Source organism: Actinomadura rugatobispora (assembly GCF_042656285.1).
In the GTDB taxonomy this organism is placed as follows: domain Bacteria; phylum Actinomycetota; class Actinomycetes; order Streptosporangiales; family Streptosporangiaceae; genus Spirillospora; species Spirillospora rugatobispora.
The window spans coordinates 101748-127268 of sequence record NZ_JBHSON010000021.1 but is presented as its reverse complement, the minus strand read 5'-3'; the positions used below and the strand labels follow the sequence as shown (position 1 = coordinate 127268).

Annotated in this window: 22 protein-coding genes; 13 read left to right on the top strand and 9 right to left on the bottom strand. The window is 72.9% G+C overall.

The features are described 5' to 3' along the window. Positions 1-162 precede the first annotated feature (162 nt). A complete protein-coding gene (locus tag ACFPZN_RS17400; RefSeq protein ID WP_378283023.1) occupies positions 163-1020 on the bottom strand; it encodes a hypothetical protein in 858 nt (285 codons plus the stop codon). A 610-nt stretch (positions 1021-1630) separates the two neighbouring features. On the opposite strand from ACFPZN_RS17400, the gene ACFPZN_RS17395 reads away from it, so the two are divergent. Continuing rightward, complete coding sequence (locus ACFPZN_RS17395) at positions 1631-1846, top strand: hypothetical protein (RefSeq protein ID WP_378283022.1); 216 nt, start codon at positions 1631-1633, stop codon at positions 1844-1846. 128 nt (positions 1847-1974) lie between these two features. On the opposite strand, the gene ACFPZN_RS17390 is transcribed toward ACFPZN_RS17395, so the two are convergent. After that, positions 1975-2463, bottom strand: a complete 489-nt coding sequence (locus ACFPZN_RS17390) for a MarR family winged helix-turn-helix transcriptional regulator (RefSeq protein ID WP_378283021.1) — start codon at positions 2461-2463, stop codon at positions 1975-1977. A gap of 148 nt (positions 2464-2611) precedes the next feature. On the opposite strand from ACFPZN_RS17390, the gene ACFPZN_RS17385 reads away from it, so the two are divergent. The 3 genes from ACFPZN_RS17385 (at position 2612) to ACFPZN_RS17375 (ending at position 4100) form a co-directional block, all read left to right on the top strand. After that, complete coding sequence (locus ACFPZN_RS17385; protein WP_378283020.1) at positions 2612-3037, top strand: Rid family hydrolase; 426 nt, start codon at positions 2612-2614, stop codon at positions 3035-3037. A gap of 459 nt (positions 3038-3496) precedes the next feature. Further along, entirely contained in the window at positions 3497-3784 is a 288-nt protein-coding gene (locus ACFPZN_RS17380; protein ID WP_378283019.1) for a hypothetical protein, read from the top strand. Continuing rightward, positions 3774-4100, top strand: a complete 327-nt coding sequence (locus ACFPZN_RS17375; protein ID WP_378283018.1) for a methyltransferase domain-containing protein — start codon at positions 3774-3776, stop codon at positions 4098-4100. Before ACFPZN_RS17380 ends, ACFPZN_RS17375 begins: the two co-directional genes overlap by 11 nt. A 282-nt stretch (positions 4101-4382) precedes the next feature. On the opposite strand, the gene ACFPZN_RS17370 is transcribed toward ACFPZN_RS17375, so the two are convergent. Next, complete coding sequence (locus ACFPZN_RS17370) at positions 4383-5780, bottom strand: serine/threonine-protein kinase (RefSeq protein ID WP_378283017.1); 1398 nt, start codon at positions 5778-5780, stop codon at positions 4383-4385. Positions 5781-5944: 164 nt separating this feature from the next. Beyond that, a complete protein-coding gene (locus ACFPZN_RS17365) occupies positions 5945-6343 on the bottom strand; it encodes an ester cyclase (RefSeq protein ID WP_378283016.1) in 399 nt (132 codons plus the stop codon). A gap of 171 nt (positions 6344-6514) precedes the next feature. On the opposite strand from ACFPZN_RS17365, the gene ACFPZN_RS17360 reads away from it, so the two are divergent. Next, entirely contained in the window at positions 6515-6925 is a 411-nt protein-coding gene (locus ACFPZN_RS17360; protein ID WP_378283015.1) for a phage holin family protein, read from the top strand. Here the strand turns inward: ACFPZN_RS17360 and ACFPZN_RS17355 are convergent. From ACFPZN_RS17355 to ACFPZN_RS17340, 4 genes are all read right to left on the bottom strand, one after another. After that, positions 6922-10395 (bottom strand): hypothetical protein, encoded by a 3474-nt coding sequence (locus ACFPZN_RS17355; RefSeq protein ID WP_378283014.1) that lies wholly within the window; start codon positions 10393-10395, stop codon positions 6922-6924. The genes ACFPZN_RS17360 and ACFPZN_RS17355 overlap by 4 nt on opposite strands. A 44-nt stretch (positions 10396-10439) precedes the next feature. Then, complete coding sequence (locus ACFPZN_RS17350; RefSeq protein WP_378283013.1) at positions 10440-11414, bottom strand: cation diffusion facilitator family transporter; 975 nt, start codon at positions 11412-11414, stop codon at positions 10440-10442. A gap of 79 nt (positions 11415-11493) precedes the next feature. After that, positions 11494-12501, bottom strand: coding sequence for a hemolysin family protein (locus tag ACFPZN_RS17345; RefSeq protein WP_378283012.1), 1008 nt, complete (start codon positions 12499-12501; stop codon positions 11494-11496). Continuing rightward, positions 12498-13832 (bottom strand): hemolysin family protein, encoded by a 1335-nt coding sequence (locus tag ACFPZN_RS17340; RefSeq protein WP_378283011.1) that lies wholly within the window; start codon positions 13830-13832, stop codon positions 12498-12500. The genes ACFPZN_RS17345 and ACFPZN_RS17340 overlap by 4 nt, the downstream gene beginning before the upstream one ends. 440 nt (positions 13833-14272) lie before the next feature. Here ACFPZN_RS17340 and ACFPZN_RS17335 point away from each other — a divergent pair, with 440 nt between their 5' ends. The 7 genes from ACFPZN_RS17335 to ACFPZN_RS17305 are packed head-to-tail and all read left to right on the top strand — an operon-like array spanning position 14273 to position 23873. After that, positions 14273-15490, top strand: a complete 1218-nt coding sequence (locus ACFPZN_RS17335) for a hypothetical protein (protein ID WP_378283010.1) — start codon at positions 14273-14275, stop codon at positions 15488-15490. Beyond that, positions 15487-18030, top strand: a complete 2544-nt coding sequence (locus tag ACFPZN_RS17330) for a serine/threonine-protein kinase (protein ID WP_378283009.1) — start codon at positions 15487-15489, stop codon at positions 18028-18030. The genes ACFPZN_RS17335 and ACFPZN_RS17330 overlap by 4 nt, the downstream gene beginning before the upstream one ends. 2 nt (positions 18031-18032) lie before the next feature. After that, positions 18033-19307, top strand: a complete 1275-nt coding sequence (locus tag ACFPZN_RS17325) for a protein phosphatase 2C domain-containing protein (protein WP_378283008.1) — start codon at positions 18033-18035, stop codon at positions 19305-19307. Continuing rightward, a complete protein-coding gene (locus tag ACFPZN_RS17320; RefSeq protein WP_378283007.1) occupies positions 19304-20728 on the top strand; it encodes a VWA domain-containing protein in 1425 nt (474 codons plus the stop codon). The genes ACFPZN_RS17325 and ACFPZN_RS17320 overlap by 4 nt, the downstream gene beginning before the upstream one ends. Before the next feature lie 4 nt (positions 20729-20732). Next, on the top strand, positions 20733-21512 hold the full coding sequence (locus ACFPZN_RS17315; protein ID WP_378283006.1) for an FHA domain-containing protein: 780 nt from the start codon (positions 20733-20735) through the stop codon (positions 21510-21512). Next, positions 21509-23032 carry a hypothetical protein gene (locus ACFPZN_RS17310; protein WP_378283005.1) on the top strand — a complete coding sequence of 508 codons (1524 nt, stop codon included), beginning with the start codon at positions 21509-21511 and terminating at the stop codon, positions 23030-23032. The genes ACFPZN_RS17315 and ACFPZN_RS17310 overlap by 4 nt, the downstream gene beginning before the upstream one ends. Positions 23033-23045: 13 nt before the next feature. Further along, positions 23046-23873, top strand: a complete 828-nt coding sequence (locus ACFPZN_RS17305; RefSeq protein ID WP_378283004.1) for a glutamate ABC transporter substrate-binding protein — start codon at positions 23046-23048, stop codon at positions 23871-23873. Between the two features lie 2 nt (positions 23874-23875). On the opposite strand, the gene ACFPZN_RS17300 is transcribed toward ACFPZN_RS17305, so the two are convergent. Then, the gene (locus ACFPZN_RS17300) at positions 23876-24232 is read right to left on the bottom strand and encodes an STAS domain-containing protein (protein WP_378283003.1); all 357 of its coding nucleotides are present in this window, start codon (positions 24230-24232) and stop codon (positions 23876-23878) included. Between the two features lie 400 nt (positions 24233-24632). Between ACFPZN_RS17300 and ACFPZN_RS17295 the strand changes: the two genes are divergently transcribed. After that, positions 24633-25304, top strand: a complete 672-nt coding sequence (locus tag ACFPZN_RS17295; RefSeq protein ID WP_378283026.1) for a lysophospholipid acyltransferase family protein — start codon at positions 24633-24635, stop codon at positions 25302-25304. Positions 25305-25521: the final 217 nt, after the last annotated feature.

Sequence of the window (25521 nt, the reverse complement as noted above, 5' to 3'; positions counted from 1 at the left end):
CGCCCCCGTCCGCCACGTGGCCGGCGCCCCCCACCAGACCGGCCCCCGCGAAACCCCCCTCGCCGGCGCCGCCGCCCGCACCACCTTCTTCGACCGCAAGGACTGACCGGGACGCCGAACGCGCGCCGGGCAGCGCCGCCCGGCCGCGCGGCGGCAGACCCTCTAGGTGATCGCCACGCGGTGATAGCCGTCGCCGAGATCGTGGAGATACAGGTGAGGACCGTGGCAGTCGAGAACCTGCCAGTCCTCGAACGGTCCGGCGATCTCCGCGGCGTCCAGCCACCGGACCTCACCGTCGACCAAGCCGCACCACGAGAGCCGCTCGCCGGGCCCCGCGAGCAACAGGCGGTCCCCCTCGAACGCGAGCGCGTGAACCCCGTCCACCGGACTGTCGTATTCCGCCTCGAGGCCATCCTGCAACCGGACCAGTGAGGGCCTCCGGTACACCCAGGTCACGCCCGCGTGGGAGTTGACGGCATCGTCCTGGCAGGCGATCCCCGAGTCCCAGAGCCATGCGCCCCGGACGTCCCGGCGCACCAGACCGTACGACTCGCCCCAGCCTTCCTCGTTGTGCGTGGTCCAGATCGTTCCGGAGTCGTCCGAGAAGACCCGCTCGATGTCGTCGCCCAGCGCGAAGGAGCGCCGGTGTGCTCCGTCCGGGCCGAACACATGGGCGTTCCGGGGATCCGGCCGGCCGTCGACCCACGGGATGCGCGGACACGCGACCAGCAACTCGCCGTCCGGCAGCAGGGCGATCACCGGGTATGACACAGGCAGATGGGACAGCTCCAGCCGATGCCACTCATGCGCACGGTAGGTGTAGAGCACCGCCGTACAGGAAGGCCGGTAGAACGGCATCGAGCCACCGTGCGGCCCGTGGACGAAGCCCCGGGCCAGTCCGGGCTCGCGGGTGGCGAGCACCCCGACCACGCCCTCCGCACTCACCGTGGACGCGAGCCCTGCCTCTCCGTCCGCCAACGGCGCCGACGGAGCAACCTGAACGGCATTGAGAACATGCACCCGTGCGATCGTAGGTCAGTAGAAGCACACGGGAAGCATCAGGGCATCGAAGGCCGTGAGCCTCCCCAGCTAGCCGGATCGGCCAGGAGCGTGGCACGCTGCTGAGCCCGCTGCGTGAGCGACTCGTCATGCAGAGGGACGCAGAGAGCGAAGGTGCGCGCCCGTCACAGCGGTCACCTCGTCCAGAAGCGGCCTGAGCCTGCCACCAACGCACGTCCTCTGGAAAAGCCGAACGGTAGCCACCATCTCCCCAGCGAGGTAGGCGGCGAACGCTCGGCGTCGGAGACGTGGCGCTGCTGGCCGGTACCGACATGAGCCTCGGGGACACCGCGTCCCTCCCCATGGCGCCCTTCGCCCGCATCCCGCACGAAGCCTTACCGGCGATCCGCGACGCCGTCCGTGAAGCGATGCTGACCGTCCCGGCCCCACCCGAACCCGTCGACCTGGCGCGCTGGCCAAGCGCGCAACGCACGCCTGGCGCCTGTGGCACAGCCCGGCGGCATCCTCCCCGGGCTGAGCCGGGACGCCAGGGGCGCCGCCTGGGCCGCCGAAGGCGAACGACGCCGCACCACGAACGCGATCCTGTCGGACGTGTACGCCCTCGCCCAGGGTGGTCGCGGACCGCAGCGTCGGTGCCACGCACGACGCCGACCGGCCCGTCTCGCTGGCCTGGGCCGCGTGGACGCTGGCGATCGTCCAGCGCTCGATGGGCGACCTGGACGGCGCGATCGAGCTCGTCACCGAGGCGGCCGGGCTGCTGCGCCCGCGGCTGGAGGACGGCCCGGTCGAACTGCAAGCGATGTACGGCGCGCTCCCATTGCCATGAGTGCGGCTGCGAAGACGACGCGCTGCGTTACCTCGATGAACGGCAGCGGACGGCCGAAACGCTCCCGGACGGCTACCACCACCCGTGGACGCAGTTCGGCGCCTCGAACGTGGCCGGGATGCCGGCTGTCAGCCGAAGTCGTCGGGGACGATGTGGAGTTTTTGTGCGATGCGGGCGAGGGCCTTCTGGTCGGTCGTGTTGAGCGAGTCGAGGACGATGCGGCGGACGGCGCGCAGGTGCGTGGGCGCTGCCAGGTGCACGATGTCGAAGCCGGCGTCGGTGAGTTCGGCGAGGGTGTAACGGCCGTCGGCCGGGTCGGGTGTCCGTACGACCCAGCCGCGCTGTTCACAGCGTTTGATGACGTTGGACAGGCGGGAGAGCGACCCGCTGGCGAGGAAGGCGAGCTCTCCCATCCGAAGCGTGCGCCGCGGGGCCTCGGAGAGGTGGCTGAGCACGAGGTACTCGAACAGGGTGAGGCCGTGTTCCTGCCGCAGCGGCGACTCCAGCTTGCCGGGCAGCAGCAGGACAAGGGAGATCAGCCCCGTCCACGCCGCCTTCTCCTGCTCGTCGAGCCATCGCAGTTCCTCATCGACCCCGTGTTCGCCCGTGCCGCTCATGGGCCCTCCCGTGCTGCTCATGGATCTTCCCGCCCTCCGGCGAAGCCCGCCATCACTTTGCGCTTGAAGTCATTGCTTGCTAGTATCACTTTACGCGTGAACTCATGTACGAGGGAACGCACCCCTATGCACAGGAAGAGGAAGCATCATGAGCACCGTCACCTTCGGCATCGTTCCGGGCTACGGCGAGAAGCTGCACGAGGCCTTCGGCTACAGCGGGGCCGTCCGCGTCGGCGATCGGGTCGAGACCTCCGGCCAGGCCGGGGTGGATGACGACCTGGTCATCCCCGACTCGCTGGAAGACGAGATCATCCAGGCTTTCGACAATGTGGAGCGCACGCTCGCCACGGTCGGCGCGACCTGGAAGGACGTCATCCACGTCAACTCCTACCACAAGGTCGCACCGGGAGATGACGCCATCGGCGATGACGTCAACGCGGTCATGGCCGAGCAGTTCCGCCGTCGCCTCGGCGGCCGCGCGCCGATCTGGACCGAGACCGGCGTCACGGTCCTCGGCCTCGCCGCCATGCGCGTGGAGATCCGCGTCACCGCCATCGTCGGCTCCGGGAACTGAACCATCACCTCCAGTGACCGCACCAAGGACTGAACGCGCCTCTTCACTGCAGGCGGTCGCCCCGAAACCGGGCGGCGGCCTGCAGCGCGTCCGCCCTGATCGCTCGACCGGGCGCGCCACAACCCCTGCTGACTTTCACCTCGGCGCCTGAGCGCCTTCTTGTTCTGACGTCCGCGGAAACGGGTCCTGAGCGGTACTTCCTCGGGACGTGGCGAGCCGACGACAGGCACCTCGTAAGAATGCACGGAGCAGCGAAAGCGACAGTTACGCCGTACTGCCGGCATCGGGGGCGTCCTCCGCGCGGGGTGCACCGAGCCATCACTCAGCGTCAACATCGCGCTCGCATTCTCGTGGAGTGAGGCCCTGAACGGCGGACCCGCCGGGCAGTCAGGTGGGCTACGGGCGGAGCCATAGGCGGCTCGCTGCCGCGGTGGCACCGGGCGGCGGGTGGATGCTTGAATGCGCCGGCTCTTCGACGTCATCAGCCAGGCCAAGCGCGCCGCGACGTTGGCCGCAGCGCCCACCGCCTTCGGCGACTCCTCGGCCGACGACGGCGAAGCCTCTGCCCGTCCCGGCTGCTCAGAAGCGGCCCGCCATGTCGGTGAGCCGTCCAGATCGCGTGGCACGTCGGCGGAGCCGGTGGTGGTGCGCTACCTGGACGTGACCGGGCCGGGGCTGAGCAGCGGGACCGAGGCGTTGCTTTGCGGGCTACATGAGGGACGACTCCTGGCGGGCCGTGCTGCGTGAAGTCCCTCGCCACCTGTTCGCGCCTTCGGCGGCGTGGGCCAATCCGGCTACCGACCCGCGCTACAGGATCGACGCCCGCAAGGATCCCGCCGCGTGGTGGGAGGCCGTTGACGAGCCGCGCCAGCCCACCTCGTCACTGTCGGCACCGAACATCGTCCTGCCCTTCCTCGAACTGCCGCACCCGTTGCGCGGACAGCGGGTGCTGAACATCGGCACGGGCTGGACCGCCGCCCTGCTGTGTAAGCGGGTCGGTGAACGGCACGTGGTCTCGGCGCCGCCTACTTCCAATGGATCCGATGGGGCCGCCCAGCCCTGACCCGCTTCGGCCTGACCATCACCCCAGACACCCAACGCGTATGGCTCGACGACCCCAAGCACCAGATCCCGCCCATGATGTGACCGCCGACGTTGCCTGGGATGCCGGGTCGGTGCTGGAGGCGTCGCCCGGTCGGCCGGTTCATCGCGGTTGGCCGAGCTGGTCGAGGCCAGGATGCCGGAGGACGATCTCAGTTTGGGGCCCGGCCTGCGCCGAGCAGGACGATCGAGCCCAGGGGGCCGACGGGGAGCTGCCAGGCCGAGGCGGCTGGGCCGCCGGGCGTCAGTCGACGGTGAATTCGAGGACGAGGACCTTGTCGGATTGGCTGGTCGTTCCGCGTTCGACGGAGATGCTGACGTAGGTGATCTCCACCGAGCTCTGCGTGAGGACCGAGAGCCGACAGCCGGCGTAATCGTCGCACTCGTCCCTGGGGTCGTTGAGGATCACCGACCGCACGACGGACTGCGCCCGGAACCAGTTGATGACGGTGTTGACCTGGCCGTTCACGTCGCATCGGTCGGAGGAGGCGTCCTCGCACAGGACCGATGTCACCTCCACCTCGCCTTCATCCTCTCGGCTGAGGTCGGTCGATGAGCCCGGGATCGTCCCCATCCCGGCGATGGTGCTCATGTTCGCCTCGTAGCGCTGGTTCTCCTGCCTCTCCTGGTACGCGGGCACCGCCAAGGTCGCCGTGAGGGCGACCGCCAGGACGGCGGTGGCCGCGATGAGGACGAGGCCGACGATCTTCTTCTTCCGCGAGAGGGCCGGGCGTTTCGGCGGCCGCGGAAAGGGTGGATGCCGGACGGTCGGCGGCACGGGCGGCTGTGCGGGTTGGCGGCCCTGGACGAGCCAGGCGAGCTGGGCGTGCAGGTGATCGGCGGTGGGGCGTTGGGACGGGTCGCGGTGCAACAGCGTTCTGAGGATGGGTTCGAGGGAGCCGGCGTGCGCGGGTGGGGCAGGGTCCTCGGTGGCGATGGCGATGAAGACCGCGCCGGTGCTGGCGCCCTCGAACGGGGGGCGTCCCTCCACGGCGGTGTAGAGCGTGGCGCCGAGTGACCACAGGTCGGCGGCGGCCGTGGCCTCCTGGCCTCGGACCTGCTCGGGCGACATGTACGCGGGAGTGCCCAGAACCACGCCCGTTCCGGTCAGGGTCGCATCGCCCTCGACGGCCGCGATGCCGAAGTCGGTCAGGACGGCGCGGTCGTTCTCCAGCAGGACGTTGGCGGGCTTGATGTCGCGGTGCGTGATGCCCGCCCGATGAGCCGCGCGCAGAGCGTCCAGCACCTGCAACCCGATCTGCGCGACCCGGACGGGCGGCAGCCGCCCCTCGGCCTTCAGCAGGTCGTCCAGGGAACGCCCCCGTACGAGCTCCATGACGATCCAGGGGCGGCCGTCATCGCCGGTCACGCGGTCGTGCACGGTGACGATCCCGGGATGCCTGAGCCCGGCCGCGGCCCGTGCCTCCCGGTCCAGCCGGGCGATCCAGGTCTGCCGTGCGGCGTCGTCCAGCTGCTCGGGCAGGCGCAGTTCCTTGACCGCCACCTCACGGTCGAGCTGCTCGTCGTGGGCCCGCCAGACCGCTCCCATGCCGCCCCGGCCCAGCAGGCCGGTCAGCCGGTACCGGCCCGCCAGTACCTGACCGTCCGCGTCCGCCGCCTGCCGCCAGCCGTCCTGCCTCAACGCGACACCCTTCACAGGAACATTCGTGTCTGCCCGACAAGTTGAGATCATCTCAAACGCCGGCCGCCTGGAGCGAGGTAACGGCCGCCGGAGGGCTCACGCCGGTCCTGCGGTGTCGGCCAACGGGATCCCGGGACAGGGGCGTTCGGTGGCGAGGGTTCGGTCTAGCCCAGGCCGAGTTGCCGGGAGAAGGTCTGGACGTCGGAGATCACCCAGTACTCCGCGAACCGGCCGCCCTCGGCGCGCAGGATGTCGTGGCCGCTGAACGAGACGCTCGTGCCCTCCGGTGCCGTCGCCCCCGGCATTCCTCCCCTGTAGCGCCCGCCGAACGTCCACCGCGCGGCGACCCGGTCACCGTCCACGATCGGCCCCACGTCCAACGCCACCGTGACGTCGGCGAACGGGGCGTGACCCTGCGCGAGCATCTCGATCAGCCGCTCGGGCCCGCGTACCTCCACGCCCGGCCAGTGCCCGACGAAACCGGGCGTGACCAGCTCGTGGGCGAGCCGGAAGTCTCCGGCCCACATCTCCAGCAGCCACCGCTCGTACAACTTCGCGATCATGAGGACCCTTCTCGTTCGGCGTCGTCATCCTGACCGTCGTTTCCGGTCGCGCCGGTCCGATGCCCCGACCGCCGAACCCCTCGACCTGGACCCCATCCTCGAATGGGTAGGACGCCGGGGAGTCGTTCCTCATGATGAGATGCGCATCCGGGAAAATCCCCATACGGGCTGATGGTGGACGGGGCATCGGCGGCGCAGGATCGTGATGTGCGGATAATTCTCAAGGTAGGCATCACCGCGGTCGCGCTGTGGGTCGCCACCGTGCTGATCGCCGGCATCGACGTCGAGGGCGACACCGCCGGACGCCGCGCGCTGACACTGCTCGGCGTCGCGGTGATCTTCGGGCTGGTGAACGTCCTCATCAAACCCATCGTCAAGACTCTGGGCTGCGCCTTCTACGTCCTCACCCTGGGCCTCATCGGGCTCGTCGTGAACGCGCTGCTGCTCCTGCTCACCGGCTACATCGCCAACGAGTTCGACCTCGCCTTCAACGTCGACGGCTTCTGGCCCGCCTTCGCAGGCGCCATCGTCGTCGGCGTGGTCGGCTGGGTCCTCAACCTCGTGCTCGGGGACGACGACTAACGGCCGAACGGCGACCGCGTCAGCCGCACCCCGTCCGCGTACTCCGAATACGCGGACGGGGTCTCGCCGTCGTACCCCAGAAGCACCCAGCGTCGGGTCCGGACCGCCCCCACCAGAAAGTCCGCCTCGTTGAACGCCCCGGCGCCCGCCAGCAGCAGGACGTCGAACTCCGCCTCAGCACCTGACGCGCCCAGCGTCGCGGGCGTCCCGCACACCAGGTCCGCCGTGCGCAGCAGCACCTCGGCCGCCTCGTCCGACGCGGCACGGCCCGTCTCGGCGTGCTCGACGTAGTGCGACAACTGCTCGATCCGCGCCATCGCCCGGCCCTGGTACCCCGCCAGCAACTCCCGGTCGACCGGATCCCCGCCGCAGACCTCCTGCACCTTCTCCCGTGAACGGGCCTCCGCCTCCGTCGCCGCCTCGAACTCCGCCGAACGCGTCGAGAGCTCCTCCTCGGCCTCGACCTTCCGGCGCTCCAGCAGCGCCCCGGCCTCCGCCAGGCTCGTCCGGGCCGCCTCCGCCTCCGCGCCCGCGCGCTCGTACGCGGCCCGGGCCGCCTCGTGCGCCTGCCGCGCCGCCGCGAGCCGTCCCTCGATCTCCTGCGCCACCCGCTGCGCTTCCACCGCCAGCGCACTGGCCTGCGTCGCACGCTGCACCGCTTCGGCCGCCAGCCGCGCCTTCTCCTGGTGATCGGCCGCCGCCGCCTCGCGCTCCGGGACCAGCCGGGCCAGCTCCGCGCCGAGCTGCCGCTGCGCCTCCTGCGCCTGCGCCAGCCGCGCCCCGCCCTCGTTGATGAACGACTCCAACTGCGTCCGGTAACCGTGCGCCCGCTCCGCGGCCTGCTTCGCCTGTCCCGCCCGCTCGGCCGCCTCGTCCGCCGACTTGCTGAGCGCCTTCACCTCGGCGCGCAACTCCTTGATTTCCGGGGGCGGCGCCGCCACGTGCAGCCGCTGCCCCAGCGTCAGCTTCCGCCGCCGCGCCGCAAGCGCCGACTCCGCCGCCGCCAACCGGTAGTACTTCGTGTGCCCGTCGGCGTCGGCCGCCGCCGACTCCGCCACCAGCCGGTCCGCCTCCTCGACTGCCCGCGGCAGATCGTCCCGCGCCCGACTCAGGTCCGCGGTCAGCGACTCCTCCTGCTGCTGCGCCGCCTGCAACTCCGTGCGCGCCTGGCCGTCCCGCTGGTCCAACGCCTCGCACCGCGCCCGGGTCGCCTCCGCGGTACGGGTGAGCCGCCCCGCCTCGTCCGCCGTCGCGTCCGCGTCCGTCTGCAACCGCTGCGCCTCCGACAGCGGCCCGGCCAGCTCCGCCGAGATCTGCGCCTGTGCCTCCTCCAGCCGCTCCGCCTCCTCGGCGGCCTGCGCTCCGGCCCGCTCGGCCTCCTCGACGGCGCCCCGCGTCTCCTCGATCCGCGTGGCCAGCCCCGCCAGCTCGGCGTCCAACTCCTCCCGGCGCCGTTCGCGGGCGTCCTGCAACGCCTCCAGCGTCGCCAGGTCCCGCGGCCACTGCTCCAGCCACAGCAGGCCGCGCTGCAGCATCTTCGCCTCGGTGACCCACGCCTGCCGCCAGGCCTCGCCCACGGGCCGTACGACGACCCCCTGAAGCCGAGCCTCGACCGCCTCGAACTCCGGCGCCTCGGGCTCCGGCTCCTTCGGTTCCAGGTCCTCCGGCTTCACGGGCCTGAACTCGACCGTCCCGTTCGACCCCATCTCGCGCAGCGGCCGCCCCGCCACGACGGGCCGCTCCTCACCGTCGATGAGCAGCGCGTACACATCATCGCCGAGCCCCTGGACGACCTCCCGCGCCCGCTCGTCCGTGGGCGCCAGCACCAGAACCCGCTCACGTCCGGCCAGCAGCCTTTGAACGACCTCGCCGACGGCCTCGTCCCAGACAACATCCGAGGGCTCCGCGTTCAGCAGCAGCCGGGCCAGTTCGTCCCAGTCCCCCGCGACCCTCCGCTCCCGCATCGCCCGCAAGGCCGCCAACTGCCCCCGCCACCCGACGGCCTTGGTCTCCCCGTCCCGAAGCCGCCGCTCAAGCCCCTCGTAAACCTCCAGCAGCTCCGCACAAACACCGTCGGCGCCCGTGTTCGGTGGCGTGTGGGCGAGCGCCGTGGCTTCAGCCTTCGGGGTGTCCTCGTCTTCCGCGTCGCTTCCGCTGGTGGACGCTGCCAGCGTGGGTGTGCCGACCTCCGCTTCCGGACCGGTCACGGCGTAGCCCGCTTCGGGCTCGTGCAGGCCCGTGCTCTCGGCGTTCGCGGCAGGGGCATCGCTTTCGTCAGGGGCAGTTGCTTCCAGGCCCGACTCGCTCTTCGCGGGCGCGTCCACTTCCGGCGGCACGGAACCGTCGTCGGCGGTGCTGGGTGGTGTGTGGTCGAGCGCTGTGGCTTCGGCCTCTGGGACGTCCGTGTCCTCGTCTTCCGCGTTGGTTCCGCTGGTGGACGCTACCAACGTGGGCGTGTCGACCTGCGCTGGTGAGCCCATCTCCGCTTCCGGGCCGGTCGCGGCATCGTCCGGGCTCACGTTCTGTGCGTCCGTCCTTTGAACGTTGCCGATGGATGCCGCGGGCGCGGGGGTGGGGTTTGCGGGTGGGCTGGCCTCCAGCGGTTCGTCCACGGTCGGTCCGGTGACCGTGGACGGTGTCGTCGGCGGGAGGTCCTTTGTTGCGGACGCGCTCGCGGCGGTCGTTGGCAGCGCGGGGGTGTTGGTCTCCGCTGGTGAGCGCGGCTCCGCTTCGGGCTCGCTGCCCGGAGGGGCATGGTGCAAGCTCGGGACGTCCGCCTCGGGAATGTCGCCCGTGGTTACTGCCGGCGTCCGCGTGGTGTCTACGGGCCTGCCCGCCTTCGGCGGTGTGGGAGCGGTCGTGCTCACGGGTTCGGTGTCTTGCTGGGGGGTGCTGTCTGCGGCTGTCGTTGGCGTGAGGCCCTCGTTGGACGCGTCCGTTGCCGGGGGTGTTGAGTCGGCAGAGACCTCTGGTGTGGGGTGGAGCGCCGTGGCCTCCGCTTGCGGGGCGTTGGGGTCGGTGGCTGTCGCATCGGCTTCTGCGGGGTCGGCCGTGGCTGTGTCCGGTGCTTCGAGTTCGTTGACGAGCGCGGCCGGTAGCGGTCTTGTGGTGTCGGCCGGTGGGCCTGGCGGCTGTGCTTCGGGGGCCGCGATCTCGTTGTCGGCGGGGTCGGTTGTCGCGGTGAGGGCCTCGGCCAGTTTGGTCACGTCCTGGACGGTCTGCGGGTCGTCCGCCATGGGGAGCATGGTGGCTTCGGGCGGCGGGTTCAGTTCGTCCGTCTGGGCGCTGGGGGTGGGGTCGGTGGTCTGGGGGCCCGCGGCCGGGGTGACCTGGGGGAGGGGGCGGGTGGCCAGGTCGGCGTCGGCGTACGGGCCGGTGGCCTTCGAGGGGTCTTTGGTCAGGTGGCCGGGGTCCTCGTCGTTGGTCGGGCCCGTTCCTGGTGAGTGCTCCACGCCGTCATCCCGTTCCATCGGTTCGGGGCCTATCCATTCCCCCTTGTACTGGGAATAACGTCTCACACGCGATGAGCGCTCAGCGCGGCGTGGTGATCTATGCCATCGCGGGGCTCGGGATCGGGGTGGACGAGGGCACCGGTGAGGCGCGGGAGGGCGTGGAGGAGGCCGTGTTCGGCGTCCACGGCGATCCGGTGGGCTTGGACGAGGGTGGCGGACGGGTCCACGATGACGTCGCATTCGGCGCGGAGGCGGTGGCCGATCCAGCGGAGGCGGATGTCGCCCACGTCCAGGACGCCTGGTGTTGAGGTGAGGGCGGCTTCGGCCTTGTCGACGAGGTCGGGGTCGACGGCGTCCATGAGGCGGTGCCAGATCTCCAGGGCGGCCTGCCGGAGGACGGCGAGGATCGCGAGGGTGATGAGGAGGCCGATGACGGGGTCGGCCCAGGGGAGTCCCAGGGCGACGCCGCCCGCGCCTAGGAGGACGGCGAGTGAGGTGAAGCCGTCGGTGCGTGCGTGGAGGCCGTCCGCGACGAGGGCGGCGGAGCCTATGCGGCGGCCCACGCGGATGCGGTAGCGGGCGACGAGTTCGTTGCCTGTGAAGCCGATGAGGGCGGCCATGGCGACGGCCCAAAGGTGTGTGACCGGCCGGGGGTCGGCGAGTCTCTCCAGGGCCGTGTAGCCGGCGGCGAGGGCGGACGCGGCGATGGTGAGGACGATGAGGATTCCCGCGACGTCCTCGGCGCGTCCGTACCCGTAGGTGTAGCGGCGGGTGGGCGGGCGGCGGGCCAGGAGGAACGCGATGCCGAGGGGGACGGCGGTGAGGGCGTCGGCGGCGTTGTGGAGCGTGTCGCCCAGCAGCGCCACCGAGCCCGAGATCGCGACCACGATCGCTTGGAGCACGGTGGTGGCCCCTAGGACGACGAGGGAGATCCATAGGGCGCGGATGCCTTCGGCGCTCGATTCCATGGCCGCGTCCACCTTGTCGGAGGAGGCGTGGGAGTGGGGCCGCCGGTGGTGGTGCTGATGTCCCTCCATGGGGTCAGGATGCGCCAGGAATCCCGTTGCAGCATCTCGACACCTACGCGGGCTGCGCAGGCGCGAGATGCTCGCAACGTTAGTGCGGGTTGGTCGCCAGGAGTTCGGCCAGCAGGTCGTCCAGGGTGACGATGCCCGCGAAGGCGCCCTGGGCGTCGTTGACGACGGCCAGCTGGGCGCGGTCGCGGCGCAGGCTGGTGACCGCGTCCAGGACGGTGGTGCCCGCGGTCAGGACGGGCGCCGGGTGAGCCAGCTCGGCGGCGCGGCGCTCGCCGTCGGGTTCGGTGACGGCGGCCCGCACGTGGACGATGCCCGCCATCGTCCCGTCGGCGTTGCGGACCAGCAGGCGGCTGTGCCCGCTGGCGGTCGCGGTGCGGCGGATCCCGGCGGCGGTCGCGTCGGCCTCGATGGTGGTCACCTCGGTCCGCGGGACGACCAGGTGCCCGACGGTCACCTCGCGGGCCGAGATGGCGCGCCGCAGCAGCTCGTGGTCGTGCCGGCCGATGAGGCCGAGCCGGCGGGACTCGCCGAGCAGGTGGCCGAGCCGCTGCGGGTCGGTGTGGTCGTCCAGCTCGTCCTTGGGGGTGATCCCGATGAGCCGGATCAGCCCGTTGGTGACGCTGTTGAGGGACGCCAGGATCGGCCGGGACACCTTCGCGAACGCCCGGAACGGCAGCGCCAGGATCAGCGCGGAGCGTTCCGGGTGGGCGATCGCCCACGACTTCGGCGCCATCTCCCCGATGACCATGTGCAGGAACGTCACCACGGCGAGCGCGGTGGCGAGCGCGATGGCCTTGGAGCCGGCCTCGGGGACGCCGAGGGCGTGCAGCGGCGGTTCGAGGAAGTGCTCGAAGGCGGGCTCGGTGACGATGGCCAGGCCCAGCGAGCACATGGTGATGCCGAACTGGGCGCCGGCCAGCATCAGCGACAGCTCGCGGGTGCCGGCGACGGCGGCCGCGGCGGGACGGCTGCCGCGGGCGGCGATCCGTTCCAGCTGCGGCCGGTTGGCGGCGACCAGCGCGAACTCGGAGGCGACGAAGAAGCCGTTGCCGAGCAGGAGCAGCACGGTGATCAGCAGGGTGGTCACGGGGCCTCTCCCGCGGGGACGAGGGCCGGGAGGGTGCGGAGCCGGACGTCGTCGGGGACGCGGCGGTGCACCGTGATGACCTCCAGTTCGACCCGGGCGCCGTCGTCCAGGTCGATGGTGAGGCGGTCGGCGGGGGCGGGCAGGCGGCGCAGCCGGGCCATGATGAGGCCGCCGAGGGTGTCGTACGCCTCGCCCTCGGGGAGGTCGAGGCCGGTGAGCCGGCCGACCTCGTCGACGCGCAGGCCGGCGTCGACGACCCAGGAGCCGTCCGCGGCGGCGGTGGGCGCCTGCTCGGCGGCGTCGTTCTCGTCGGTGATCTCCCCGACGAGCTCCTCGGCGACGTCCTCGAAGGTGAGGATGCCGGCGAGGCCGCCGTACTCGTCGACGACGCAGGCGAACTCCTCGCCGCTGTCGCGCATGTGCTCGATCACGCCGTACAGCGGCTGGCTGCCCGGGACGAGCAGTGCCGGCCGGGCGATGCGGCGGACCGGGGTGGACGGGTCGAGGGTGTCGTCGGCGACCTCGCGGGCGCCGGCGACGCCGACGACGTCGTCGACGTCCTGCCCGTACACCGGGTAGTTGGTGTGGCCGGTGGCGGCGATGAGCTCGGTGAGCTCGGCGACGGTGGCGTCGCCGGGCAGGGTGTCGACCTGGGGCCGCGGCACCATGACCTCGTCGGCGGTGCGGTCGCCGAACGACAGCGCCCGGTCCAGCAGCCCGGACAGGTCGGCGGGCAGCAGCCCGGCGCTGTGCGAGCGGCCGATGATCTCGCCGAGCTCCTCCAGGGTGGCGCCGCTGTGGAGTTCCTCGACCGGTTCCACGCCCACGGCGCGCAGCAGTTTCTCGGCGGAGCGGTCGAACAGCCGGATGATGGGGCCGAAGATCGTCAGGTAGACGAGGGTGGAGGCGGCCAGGGCGCGGGCCAGCTGCTCGGCGCGGGCCAACGCCAGGTTCTTGGGGAACAGCTCGCCGAGCAGCATCTGGATGAGGGTGGCGACCACGAATCCGGTGGCCAGCGCGATCGCCCCGGTGGCGCCCAGCGGTACGCCGGTGACGCGCAGGAGGGGTTCGATCAGTTCGGCCAGGGCGGGCTTGGCGATGAATCCGACCACCAGGGTGGTCATGGTGATGCCGAGCTGCGCGCCCGACAGCATGAAGGAGAGCCGTCCGATGACCTTGAGGGAGCGCCGGGCGCCGATGTCGCCCCGGTCGGCCGCCTCGGTGAGCCGCGCGCGGTCGGCGGCGACGAACGCGAACTCCTGGGCCACGAAGTATCCGGTCGCCGCGGTCAGCACGAACACGGCGAGGACGCCCAAGGTCGCGGTCAGCATGACGCGCCCCGTGCTGCCGAGGCGCGCCGGCCGGCGGGTTCGCCGGGTCTATGACTGGGGTCCGACACTGCGGACTCTCAACTCCTCTCGATCGGGGATCGTTCCTTATCGCAACGTCACCTCATACCAGGTGGTTCCCGGTTTGCAAGCACCGCGGAGGTGATGATCGCCTCATCCCCCGGCGGCGGGGCGCCGGAGGGCGGGGTGACCGGACGCGGCCAGCGGGTTCCGCGGTCATCGGCGGCGGGGTATTCATGCGGCGATCACTGGGCGGCTCCGGGGGCGGCTTGTCCTGAAAAGTGTCACCGATCACACTGGTGAGTGAGCGTACGCCGGATCCTGGGGGCGGGACACGTGTGCGGGCGACCGACCCCCTGACCGACGGGGACCAGGAACGCGGGGCTTGAGTGAACGAGAGCGGGGCCGGCGCTGCCGCGCCCATGAGCCGTGAGGGGATCGACCACGCCCTGCGGGGCCTGCGGGAGGAGAAGGAGAAGATCTCCGCCGCGCTGCTCGATCTTGAGGGCCACGACGGCAACCGGCTGCTGAAGGGCGCCCGGCTGGCCGGGGAGACGTGGCGGCGGTGGGAGGACGCCCGGGCGGAGATCGCCCTGGTCTGGCGGCTGTACGACGCGTACCAGCGGGTTTTGGCCGAGGTCGAGGAGTTGCGGGCGCGGCACGGCCGGCCGGGTCCGGCGGTGCTGGTGGAGCTGACCGGGCTGCTGGCGGGCGAGTCGGTGGACGTGCCGGGCGGCGAGATCCCGCTGGAGCGGCGGACGCTGCTGGGCGAGTCCCGGGAGCGGATCACGCTGGACGAGGCGGTGGCGCAGATGGAGGCCGGGTACGCGCGCGCGGCCGAGGTGGTCGCGGCGGCGGACGCGGCGTGGACGGCGCTGCTGGTCCCGCTGGAGGACGTGGAGGAGACCTGGCGGGAGACGGCGCGGCTGGCGCAGGGGCTGGACGGTTCCCGCCATCCCGAGCTGGACCGGCTGGGCCGCGAGCTGTCCGCGCTGGGGCAGCTGGCCCGTACCGATCCGCTGGCGCTGGTGAGCGACGGCCGCGCGGACACGTCCCGGCTGGACCGGGTGCGGGTGGCGCTGGAGGCGCTGCGCGGGTCGCTGGCGGAGGCGGCGCGGCTGCGGGACGGGTACGAGCAGCGGCTGGCGGTGGTGACGGCGTCGATCGACGACGTGGAGGAGGCCGAGCGGCGGGCCCGGGAGGCGCGCACCACCGCGACCGTGAAGATCGAGGCGGCCGGGCTGCCGGAGCCGCCGTCGCTGGGCGGCGGGCTGCGGCACCGGCTGGCCGATCTGGAGGGGCTGCGGCGGGCGGGCCGGTGGGCGGAGCTGGCGGCGCGGGTGGCCGAGCTGGATCGGGCGACCGGGGCGGCGCTGGAGCGGGCCCGCGACAACCTGGCGCTGAGCACCGGGCTGCTGGATCGGCGGGGCGAGCTGCGGGGGCGGCTGGAGGCGTACCGGGCGAAGGCGGGGCGGCTGGGGTTCGCGGAGGATGAGCGGTTGACCGCGTTGTACGGGCGGGCGCGGGGCCTGCTGTGGACGGCGCCGTGCGATCTGCGCCGGGCCACGGCGGCCCTGGCCGAGTACCAGCGGGCGATCAAGGAGCGCGAGGGCGGCGGCGGGACGGAGGCGGGCCGATGACGCTGTGCGACCAGGTGGACTGCTCGGGCAGTGTGGAGGACGGCTTCTGCGATCTGTGCGGGATGGCCCCGATCTCCGGCGCTTCGGCGGCGCCGGTCGAGACGGCCGGGACGGCCTCCGGGGCGCGGTTGCCGGGGTCGGCGCCGCCCGAGGAGGGCTCGGTGTCGCCCACGACCCCCGCCGCGATGGCCGCCCCCTCCTCCGGCGGCTCCGGATCGGGCTCGGGCGGGGCGTCGTCCGGGTCCCGCGGGTCGCGGGGCTCGTCCGGCCGGACCGCGACGCGCGGCACCATGGGCGGCGGCGGGACGGGCTCCACCGCGCAGGCGCGGCGCGGCATGCTCGGCGCCGGGCTGGTGGAGGTGCCGCCCGTCCCGTACCGTGATCCCGCCGACGCGGTCATGGAGCGGCCGGAGGTCCCGGAGAACCGCCGGTTCTGCAGCCGCTGCGAGGCTCCGGTGGGGCGCGGCCGGGAGGGGCGTCGGGGCCGGACGGAGGGCTTCTGCAAGAGCTGCGGGCACCCGTTCTCGTTCAATCCGAAGCTGAACCCGGGCGACTGGCTCGGCGGGCAGTACGAGGTCCTCGGCTGCCTGGCGCACGGCGGTCTCGGCTGGGTCTACCTGGCCCGCGACCACAACGTCAGCGGCCGCTGGGTGGTGCTGAAGGGCCTGCTGGACACCGGCGACTCCGACTCGCTGGCCGCCGCGACCGCCGAGCGGGCGTTCCTGGCCGAGGTCGAGCACCCCAACATCGTCAAGATCTACAACTTCGTGCGGCACGGCGGGTCCGGCTACATCGTCATGGAGTACGTCGGCGGCCGGTCCCTGAAGGACATCCTGCTGCGCCGCCGCCGGGAGGAGGGCGAGCACGCCGCGCTCCCGCTCGGGCAGGTGATCGCGTACGGGCTGGAGGTGCTGCGCGCCTTCGGCTACCTGCACGGGGTCGGCCTGCTCTACTGCGACTTCAAGCCCGACAACGCGATCCAGTCGGAGGAGCAGCTCAAGCTGATCGACCTGGGCGGGGTGCGGCGGGCGTTCGACGTCAACAGCCCGATCTTCGGCACGCCCGGCTACCAGGCCCCGGAGATCGCCGACCAGGGCCCGTCGGTGAGCTCGGACCTCTACACGGTGGGCCGCGCGCTGGCGGTGCTGAGCTTCCCGTTCCGCGGCTACACCGGGCGCCACCTGCGCAGCCTGCCGCCGCGGGACGAGGTGCCGCTGCTGGTGCGGTACGAGTCGTACTACCGGCTGCTGCGCCGGGCCACGCACATGGATCCGGCGCTGCGGTTCCAGAGCGCCGAGGAGATGGCCGAGCAGCTCACCGGGGTGCTGCGGGAGGTGCTGTCGGCCGACGACGCGCGCCCGCGCCCGGCGCCGTCGGCGCTGTTCGGCCCGGAGCAGCACGCCGCCGGCACGGAGATCGTGAGCGGGCCGGCGGCCGGGGTCGTCCTGCCGCGGGCGAACGGCGCGCACCGGACCGCCGGCGCCCGCGGTGCCGCGCGGCCCGCCCTGACCGGTACGGCGGCCGACGGGATGCTCCCGGTGCTGGCGCCGCTCTCGCCCGTCGCCGCGGCCGTGGCGCTGCCCGTGCCGCTGGTGGCCGGTTCCGACCCGGCGGCGGGGTTCCTCGCCGGTCTCACCGCCCGCGACCCCGAGGAGCTGGCCGCGGCGCTGGCCGCCGCGCCCATGCCGTCGACCGAGGTGAGCCTGGCGCTGGCGCGGGTCCGGATCGAGCTGGGCGAGCTGGACGCGGCGGGCCGGGTGCTGGACGACATCGCGGCGGGCCAGCCGGACGACTGGCGGGCCGACTGGTACCGGGGCGCCGCCGCGCTGGCCGCCGGGCGCTTCCGCGACGCGTCGGAGATCTTCGACGACCTGTACGACCTGATGCCGGGCGAGACGGCGCCGAAGCTGGCGCTGGCGTTCTGTTACGAGTGCGAGGGCGGCACGTCCAAGGCCGCCCGCTACTACGAGACCGTGTGGCGGACCGATCCGACGTTCGTGAGCGCGGCGTTCGGGCTGGCCCGGGTGCGGCTGGAGGTGCGCGACCGCAAGGGCGCCGAGGAGGTGCTCGACTCGGTCCCGCGGATCTCCAGCAACTACCTTGCCGCGCAGCTCGCCGCGGTCGTCACGGCCGTCCGGGGGCGCAGGCCGTCGGAGCTGGACGCCGCCGCGCTCGTCGGCGCGGGCCGCCGCCTGGAGGGGCTGCGGCTCGACACCGAGCGCTACAACGCCTACGCGGCCGAGGTGCTGGAGGCGGGGCTGGCCTGGCTGAGGGCGCAGGCGTGGGCGACGCCCGGCCCCATGCCCTCGCCCGTGCTGACGCCCGCCGCCAAGCGCCGGGCCGCCGAGGGCGGCGACGCGGGGGGCGAGGCCGCGGAGGGGCGGCCCACGGAGTTGCTCGGGACGCCCCTCACCGAGCCGGCGCTGCGGCTCAGGCTGGAGCGCACCTACCGGCTGCTGGCCAAGCTCGCCGACGGTGCCGGTGACCGCCACGCCCTGGTCAAACGGGCCAACGCCGTACGTCCGAGGACGCTGTTCTGACGATGGACGACGGCACGGGTGAGAACGGCGGCGGGCACGAGCCAGCGGGTGACGAGGACGTGGTGCTGTCCTGCCCCTGGTGCGGCGAGCCGCTGGAGCCGGGCGACCGGTTCTGCGAGGCGTGCGGGCGGGCGCCGCACGGTCCGCGCGCCGTCATCGAGATCCCGGAGATCCGTCCCGAAGCGGTGCTGGAGACCTCGTCCCGGCGCACCCGGACCGAACCGGGCCCCGCCTGCGGCGACTGCGGCGGCACCGACATCGATGCCGAGGGCTACTGCGGCGACTGCGGGCTGCGCCGGCCGGCCGGCAACGAGCATGTCGAGATCGAGCTGGCCGGTCCGGCGGCGGGGTGGGTGCGGGCCGCCGGGATCAGCGATCTCGGGCACCGCCGGGGCCGCAACGAGGACGCGATCGCGATGGCCGCGCTGCCCCGCACGGTGTGCGCGGTGGTGTGCGACGGCGTCGCCTCCGCGCCCGGCTCGGACCGGGCCGCCCAGGTCGCCGCCGACACCGGGGTGGTGACGCTGGCCGAGCGGCTGGTCGAGGGCGACGGGCCGGAGGACGCGACGCGCGGCGCCGTCGACCGGGCCAACAGCGCCGTGACCCGTCTCGCCGAGTCGCCGCACAACCCGCCCGCCTGCACCTACGTCTCGGCCGTCGTGGGGCAGGGGAGCGTCACCATCGGCTGGGTCGGCGACAGCCGCGCGTACTGGATCCCCTTCGAGGGCGACGGCGCCGCCCCCAACGGCACGTCGAACGGCACCAACGGCACGAACGGCCACGGTTCGGCGCTGCTCACCCGGGACGACTCCTGGGCCGACCTGATGATCGCGCGCCGCACCATGACCGAGGCCGCCGCCCGCTCCGACCCCCGGGCGCACCTGCTGACCGGCTGGCTGGGCGCCGACGCCGACGTGTTCGCCCCGCACGCGGTGACGTTCCGTCCGCGCGGCCCCGGCATGGTCCTGATCTGCAGCGACGGCCTGTGGAACCACCTGCCCGAGCCGTCCCTCCTGGAGGAGGTCCTGACCAGGGCCGCCGCCTCCCCGTCCCCCGAGCCCCCCGCCGCGTCACCCTCCGCCGAGCCCGGTGCGCGCCTGCTCCCGCTGGCGCGCAGCCTCGTGCAGGCCGCGCTCGACGAGGGCGGGCACGACAACGTCACCGTCGCGCTCATCCCGTACCCGCCGAGAACACCCGCCGTCGCCCCCGCTCCCGCCCAAGCGCGACCGCCCTCCCCCGATGCCCCGGACGGACCCCCCAGGGAGCCCCCCAGATGAGCGACCTACCCGAGTTCACCATCCGTGTCGACCAGAACCCCTACCTCCCGGCGGGAGGCCGGGAGATGCACGCCATCGTCACCGTCGAGGCGTCCGGGGCGGCCCCGGGCACCGCCTCGGGGGCCGGTCCCGCGGACACGGCGGCGTCCTCCGCGGAGGCGGCCGAGGTCATCATCATCGACTCGTCCGGCTCGATGTCGTACTCGGGCAAGATGGCGGCGGCCAAGCGGGCCGCCAAGGCCGCGCTGAACGTGCTGCGCGAGGGCGTGCACTTCGCGGTGGTCGCGGGCGCCAACCAGCCGCGGATGATCTACCCGCGGGAGCAGCGGACGGCCCGGCTGGACGCCGCGACCCGGCAGGAGGCGCTGACCGCGGTGAACCGGCTGGACGCGGCGGGCGGCACCGCGATCGGGTCCTGGCTGCGGCTGGCCGACCGGCTTTTCGAGGACCACCGGGACGCGGTCCGGCACGCGATCCTGCTCACCGACGGCAAGAACCAGCACGAGAGCGACGCCGAACTGGACGCCGCCCTCGAGCAGTGCTCCGGCTCGTTCGTCTGCGACGCGCGCGGCGTCGGCACCGACTGGAACGTGGCCGAGCTCCGCAAGATCGCCTCCGCGCTGCTGGGGACGTTCCTGGACGTCCCCGACCCGCAGGACCTGGAGGCCGACTTCCGCGAGATGACCGCCGCCGCCATGGACAAGCGGGTCGCGGACGTGGTGCTGCGCGTGTGGACGCCGCAGAACGCGAGCCTGCGCTTCCTCAAGCAGATGGTGCCGACCGTGGAGGACCTCACCGCCCGGCGGGCCGGCTCCGGGCAGATCGGGGACTACCCGCTGGGCGCGTGGGGCGCCGAGGGCCGCGAGTACCACCTGTGCGTGGAGGTCCCGGCCGGGGACGTCGGACGGCAGATGCGCGCCGCCTGGGTGAAACTCGTCGTCCCGGACGCCGGCGAGGGGGACCGCGAGCTGGCCGCGGGCAACGTGCTGGCCGAGTGGACCGAGGACGAGGGCAAGTCGACCAGGATCAACGCCCGCGTCGCCATCCACACCGGCCAGTCGGAGCTGGCCGAGGCCATCCAGGAGGGCCTTGAGGCGCGCCGGGAGGGCGACGAGGAGCACGCGACGGCCCGGCTGGGACGCGCGGTGGTGCTGGCCGGAGAGGTCGGCAACGAGCAGATCGCCGGGCTGCTGGACCGGGTCGTGGACGTCATCGACCAGGAGTCGGGGACGGTGCGGCTGAAGAAGGAGGTCTCCAAGGCCGACGAGATGTCGCTGGACACCCGGTCGGTGCGGACCGTGCGGACCGCCCACCGCACCGGGGAGGCCCCGGACGGCAACCCGCGCACCCGTGCCACGCGTCCCACTTCCCAAGGGCCGCCGGGGCCGCAGGGTTCCCGGGCGCCCCGGGACGAGGGGTGAGGCCATGCCGATCTGCCCGAGCGGCCATACGTCCGGCTCCGCCGACTTCTGCGACGTCTGCGGGGAGCTGATCCCGGGGGCACCGCGCGTCCGGCTCGACGCCGGCGCGACCGGGCCGCCGCCGTCCGGGACCGCGCGGGGGACCGGGGCGGAGGGCGGCGAGCCCTGCCCGCTGTGCGGGACGCCGCGCTCGGGGCGCTTCTGCGAGGTGGACGCCTACGATTTCGAGACCGGGGAGGTGAGCGGCAACGCCCAGATGTACGCCGAGCCGCCGTCCACCCCCTCCCCTCCGATCGACACGGCCCGCCCGGAGGCGCTCTGGACGGTCGTGATCAGCGCCGACCGCGCGTACTACGGCTCGGTGATCGCGCTCGGCGGCCCGGACGCCGCCTCGATCGCGTTCCCCCCGTACTGCCCGGAGCGGCGCGTCGACCTGGCCGGAGAGCTGCGCCGGGGCGGAGCGATACGCATCGGGCGGCGCAGCGCGTCCAGGGGCCTGGCCCCTGAGATCGACCTGAGCGTCCCGCCGGAGGACCCGGGCGTCTCCCACATGCACGCCGTGCTGCTCGCCCGGCCGGACGGCACGTGGACGCTCGTCGACCCCGGCTCCATGAACGGCACGACGCTGAACGGCGGCACCAAGCCCGTCGACGTCAACGTCCCGATCCCGGTCGGCGACGGCGACCGGATCCACGTCGGCGCCTGGACCACTCTCACCCTCGTGCTCCGAGCGGGGCCGCCGGGCGGTTCCCCGGCCGGGTCCCGGGGAGGTTCGCCCGCATGAGCAGCCCGCAGACCACGACCACGGCGAAGCCCGCGCCGCGGCCCCCCGAGGCAGGCCGGCCCGCGACGATGTCCGTGGCCCACCCGGGCAGCCTGCTGAGGACGTTCTTCCGGGGCCGCTGGCTGGAGACCGTGCCCGGCCGCATCCGCCTGTACGTGGCGCTGTCGCTGGGCGCCGCCGCCCTCCTCCTGGCCGCGCTGACCATGGCGATCGGGAACGCCCGCGACGGCGTGCAGACCATCGGGCACGACGCGGGCCCGCAGGTCGTCGCCACCGGCGACCTGTTCTTCGCGCTCAGCGACATGGACGCCCAGGTCGCCGACGTGCTGCTGATCGGCCGCGAGCACGGCCTCGGCATCGGCCACGACCGGTCGCTGCAGCTGTACGACCAGCGCCGCCGCGAGGCCGCGCAGGCGCTCGTGCAGGCCGCCCAGCTCGCCGGGCAGGACGCCGACCGGCAGCGGACCGTCCGGGAGACGATGGCGGCGCTCGGCTCGTACGAGCGGCTGGTGGGCGAGGCGCTCGTCCTGGACCGGCAGGCCGCGCACGCCGCCGGGGAGCCGCCCGCCGCCGTCCTGAACGCCTACCGGCAGGCGACCGACCTGATGCGGATGGAACTGCTCCCCCGCGCCTACAACCTCACCCTCGACAGCGGCGCGACCGTGCGGCAGGAGTACGAGGACAAGCGGCAGGCCGTCCAGAACGGCCGGGCCTGGGTCGCCGCCGCCGGCGGGCTGCTCCTGGTGGTGCTGCTCGCCGCGCAGTTCTCCCTCGCCCGCCGCTTCCGCCGGACGGTCAACCCGCCGCTCGCGGTGGCCACGCTCGGCACCCTCCTGCTCGTGGGGACGGGCCTGGGCGTGCTGTCCGCGCACGCCGACCACCTCAGGACGGCCAAGGAGGACGGCTTCGACTCGATGCTGACGCTGTCCCGGGCCCGCGCGATCAGCCACAGCGCGTTCGCCGACGAGAGCCGCTACCTCCTCGACCCGCGGCGCGCCGACACCTACGAGCAGACCTACCTCGACAAGGCGCTCTCGGTGCTCTACCTCGACGCGGGGGAACGCCCGCTCAACCTGGAGACCTACTACTCGCTGGTCGGCCGGACGGTCCAGGTGTACTCCACCAAACCCGACCAGATCGACTTCCTCGGCTTCTACGGCGACCAGGCCGCCAAGGCGCGCACGGCCGCCGAACGGCGCACCCTGGCCCGCACCATGACCGCGTACGCCGCCGTCCTGGACAACGACCGGCGGATGCGGGAGATGGTCGCCGACGGCGACCGGGCGGGCGCGATCAGGCTGCGGATGAGCCAGGGGAACGCCGGCGCGATCAGCGCGTTCCAGGAGTACGACGAGGCCCTCGTGCGGCAGGCCGCGGTGCACCGCGCCGCGTTCGACGGCGCGATCAGGTCGGCCGACGGCGGGCTGCGCGGCTGGACGGTGCTGCCGCCGGTCGCGGCGCTGGCGATCGCGGGGCTGGTCCTCGCGGGCGTGCGGCCCCGGCTGGCCGAGTTCCGCTGAGGAGGAGCAGAGCATGCGAAGGATCGTCCGAAGCGCGGCCGCGGCGACGGCGCTGGCCGCGGCGGTCACGGCGGCCGGCTGCGGCCTGGACGGCGGCGAGCGGGAGTCCGTGGCCGCCAAACGCTCCCTGGTGATCGGCGTGAAGGCCGACCAGCCGGGGCTGGGCCTGCGCGACGCGTCCGGCGCCTACACCGGCTTCGACGTCGACACCGCCCTCTACGTCGCCGGGCGGCTCGGCGTGCCGCGCGACCGGGTCAGGTTCGAGACCACCCCGTCGTCGATCCGCGAGCACGCGCTGGCGGCCGGCACCGTCGACATGATCTTCGCCACGTACTCCATCACCGCGCCCCGCAAGTCCAAGGTCACCTTCGCCGGGCCCTACTACGTCCCGCACCAGGACACCCTGGTCCGCTCCGACGACGACTCGATCCGCAACGTGCGCGACCTCAAGGGCAAGCGGCTCTGCGAGGTCACCGGCTCCAACTCCTGGCGGCGGGTGATCGAGGAACGGAAGATCGCCGCCGAGCGGGTGCGGTCGCCCACCTACAGCGCGTGCATGACCATGCTCGCCGAGGGGCGGATCGACGCCGTCTCCACCGACGACCTGATCCTCGCCGGATTCGCCCGCGGCCGCCCGGTGAAGATCATCAACGCCCCGTTCACCGACGAGAAGTACGGCGTCGGGCTGCGCAAGGGCGACCTGGACGGCTGCGAGGCGGTCAACCGCGCGATCACCCAGATGTACCAGTCGGGCCACGCCCAGCGGCTGCTGGAGAAGTGGTTCGGCGAGTCCGGGCTGCGGCTGACCACCGGCGTCCCCCAGTTCGAGGGCTGCTCCTGACCTCAGGAGGACGAGGTCGCCGACGGCAGCGCGCTGATCGCCTCCCGCAGCGTGTCGTAGATCGGGATGAACTCGTCCACCGCGGTGATCCGGAACACCCGCCGCACCCGCGGCGGCAGCGCCACCAGCGCGATCGCGGTGCCGCGCTCGATGGCCCGCTTGTTGGCGGTGACGATCGCGTTCAGCCCGGTGGAGTCGCAGAAGGTGACCTGCCGCATGTCGACGACCATCGGGCCGCCCGCCTCCAGCGCCTCCGACATCGTGGCCTCGAACGGCTCGCGGGACACCACGTCGATCTCGCCGCGCACCCGAACGACGGAGCAGCGGTCCTGGCGGAGCAGATTCACGTCGAAGTCCATGGGCAACCTCCCGCCCCGAGTATGAGCTACCCGCGACCCGACCCCGTGCGCTCAGGATCGCGCACCCGTGCCCGCAATCCAAGCCCGCTGGGCAAAGGTCCTGGTCGCCCCGTACGTCCCCGACGTTAACCGATCTTCGCCCGTGCGGGGGCCCCGGAACCCCCAATCCGGCCGGGAAAGCTACCGATCGGAAACCTACTTTTGGGTAAGAAATGGCCGGGGATTGGATCGCCCGTCCAATGTCGGCGACTTCCGCCGCGCCCGCCCACCCCCGTACCCGCCCGCCCTGACCTGCGCCATCCCACATTCCGGGACGTTCAAGACCGGGGCAAAAGGTGATGGAGGTGGGGGACGGAACGGCGCAGACGTTACAGTGGCGGTGCCGAATTCTGGAGGCTGGGTGTTCTACACGTTCATGTCGCGCGTCGTCGCCCCGATCCTGCGCGCCCTTTTCCGGCCGCGGGTCGAGGGGGTCGAGAACGTCCCGCTGTACGGGCCGCTCATCGTGGCGAGCAACCACCTGTCGTTCATCGACAGCTTCATCATCCCGCTGGTGCTCCCGCGCCCGGTGACCTACATCGCCAAGGCCGACTACTTCGAGGGCAAGGGCCTCAAGGGCTGGTTCGTCCGCTGGTTCCTGACCACGCTCGGCCACGTCCCCATCAAGCGCGGCGCCCAGCGCGCCGCCATGGGCGCCCTCGAACAGGCCGCGGACGTCCTCGACAACAGCGGCGCCTTCGCCATCTACCCCGAGGGCACCCGCTCCCTCGACGGCCGCCTCTACCGCGGCCGCACCGGCGTCGGCTGGCTCGTCCTCGCCTCCGGCGCCCGCGTCCTCCCCGTCGCCCTCGAAGGCACGGAGAAGGTCCAGCCCATCGGCGCCGGCATGCCCCGCTTCCTGGGCCCCCGCCCCACCGTCCGGATCGGCCCCCCGATCGACTTCTCCCACTACCGCGACCTCCCCCCGGCCAAGGCCCGCCGCGCCATCACCGACGAGATCGTCGAAACCATCCAGAAGATGTCCGGCCAGGAGTACGCCGGCACGTACAACGAGCGCGCCGACTCTCGTTGATTGTGGAGGGGCGACCCTCCACACCACCCGCCCGTCCCTCCACTCCGCTGGCGCTCCGCTACGGGCCGGACAGTATTTGGCGGTCGCCGTTGCGGTCGCTGCGGGGCCGGGCATTCATAGCCGGCGTTGACCAGGGCGTCGGGGGATGGCTGGGCGCCACGGTTGGGTAAAGGGCGTGTCGGCGGGGGTGGTCGCCGGGGTGGCGGTCGTAGTGTCA

Bases quoted from the DNA above. Each gene is read 5' to 3' on its own strand.
- ACFPZN_RS17390 (WP_378283021.1), bottom strand. From the start codon at position 2,463: ATGAGCGGCACGGGCGAACACGGGGTCGATGAGGAACTGCGATGGCTC.
- ACFPZN_RS17385 (WP_378283020.1), top strand. From the start codon at position 2,612: ATGAGCACCGTCACCTTCGGCATCGTTCCGGGCTACGGCGAGAAGCTG.
- ACFPZN_RS17380 (WP_378283019.1), top strand. From the start codon at position 3,497: ATGCGCCGGCTCTTCGACGTCATCAGCCAGGCCAAGCGCGCCGCGACG.
- ACFPZN_RS17365 (WP_378283016.1), bottom strand. From the start codon at position 6,343: ATGATCGCGAAGTTGTACGAGCGGTGGCTGCTGGAGATGTGGGCCGGA.
- ACFPZN_RS17360 (WP_378283015.1), top strand. From the start codon at position 6,515: ATGGTGGACGGGGCATCGGCGGCGCAGGATCGTGATGTGCGGATAATT.
- ACFPZN_RS17355 (WP_378283014.1), bottom strand. From the start codon at position 10,395: ATGGAACGGGATGACGGCGTGGAGCACTCACCAGGAACGGGCCCGACC.
- ACFPZN_RS17350 (WP_378283013.1), bottom strand. From the start codon at position 11,414: ATGGAGGGACATCAGCACCACCACCGGCGGCCCCACTCCCACGCCTCC.
- ACFPZN_RS17340 (WP_378283011.1), bottom strand. From the start codon at position 13,832: ATGCTGACCGCGACCTTGGGCGTCCTCGCCGTGTTCGTGCTGACCGCG.
- ACFPZN_RS17335 (WP_378283010.1), top strand. From the start codon at position 14,273: ATGAGCCGTGAGGGGATCGACCACGCCCTGCGGGGCCTGCGGGAGGAG.
- ACFPZN_RS17330 (WP_378283009.1), top strand. From the start codon at position 15,487: ATGACGCTGTGCGACCAGGTGGACTGCTCGGGCAGTGTGGAGGACGGC.
- ACFPZN_RS17325 (WP_378283008.1), top strand. From the start codon at position 18,033: ATGGACGACGGCACGGGTGAGAACGGCGGCGGGCACGAGCCAGCGGGT.
- ACFPZN_RS17320 (WP_378283007.1), top strand. From the start codon at position 19,304: ATGAGCGACCTACCCGAGTTCACCATCCGTGTCGACCAGAACCCCTAC.
- ACFPZN_RS17315 (WP_378283006.1), top strand. From the start codon at position 20,733: ATGCCGATCTGCCCGAGCGGCCATACGTCCGGCTCCGCCGACTTCTGC.
- ACFPZN_RS17310 (WP_378283005.1), top strand. From the start codon at position 21,509: ATGAGCAGCCCGCAGACCACGACCACGGCGAAGCCCGCGCCGCGGCCC.
- ACFPZN_RS17305 (WP_378283004.1), top strand. From the start codon at position 23,046: ATGCGAAGGATCGTCCGAAGCGCGGCCGCGGCGACGGCGCTGGCCGCG.
- ACFPZN_RS17300 (WP_378283003.1), bottom strand. From the start codon at position 24,232: ATGGACTTCGACGTGAATCTGCTCCGCCAGGACCGCTGCTCCGTCGTT.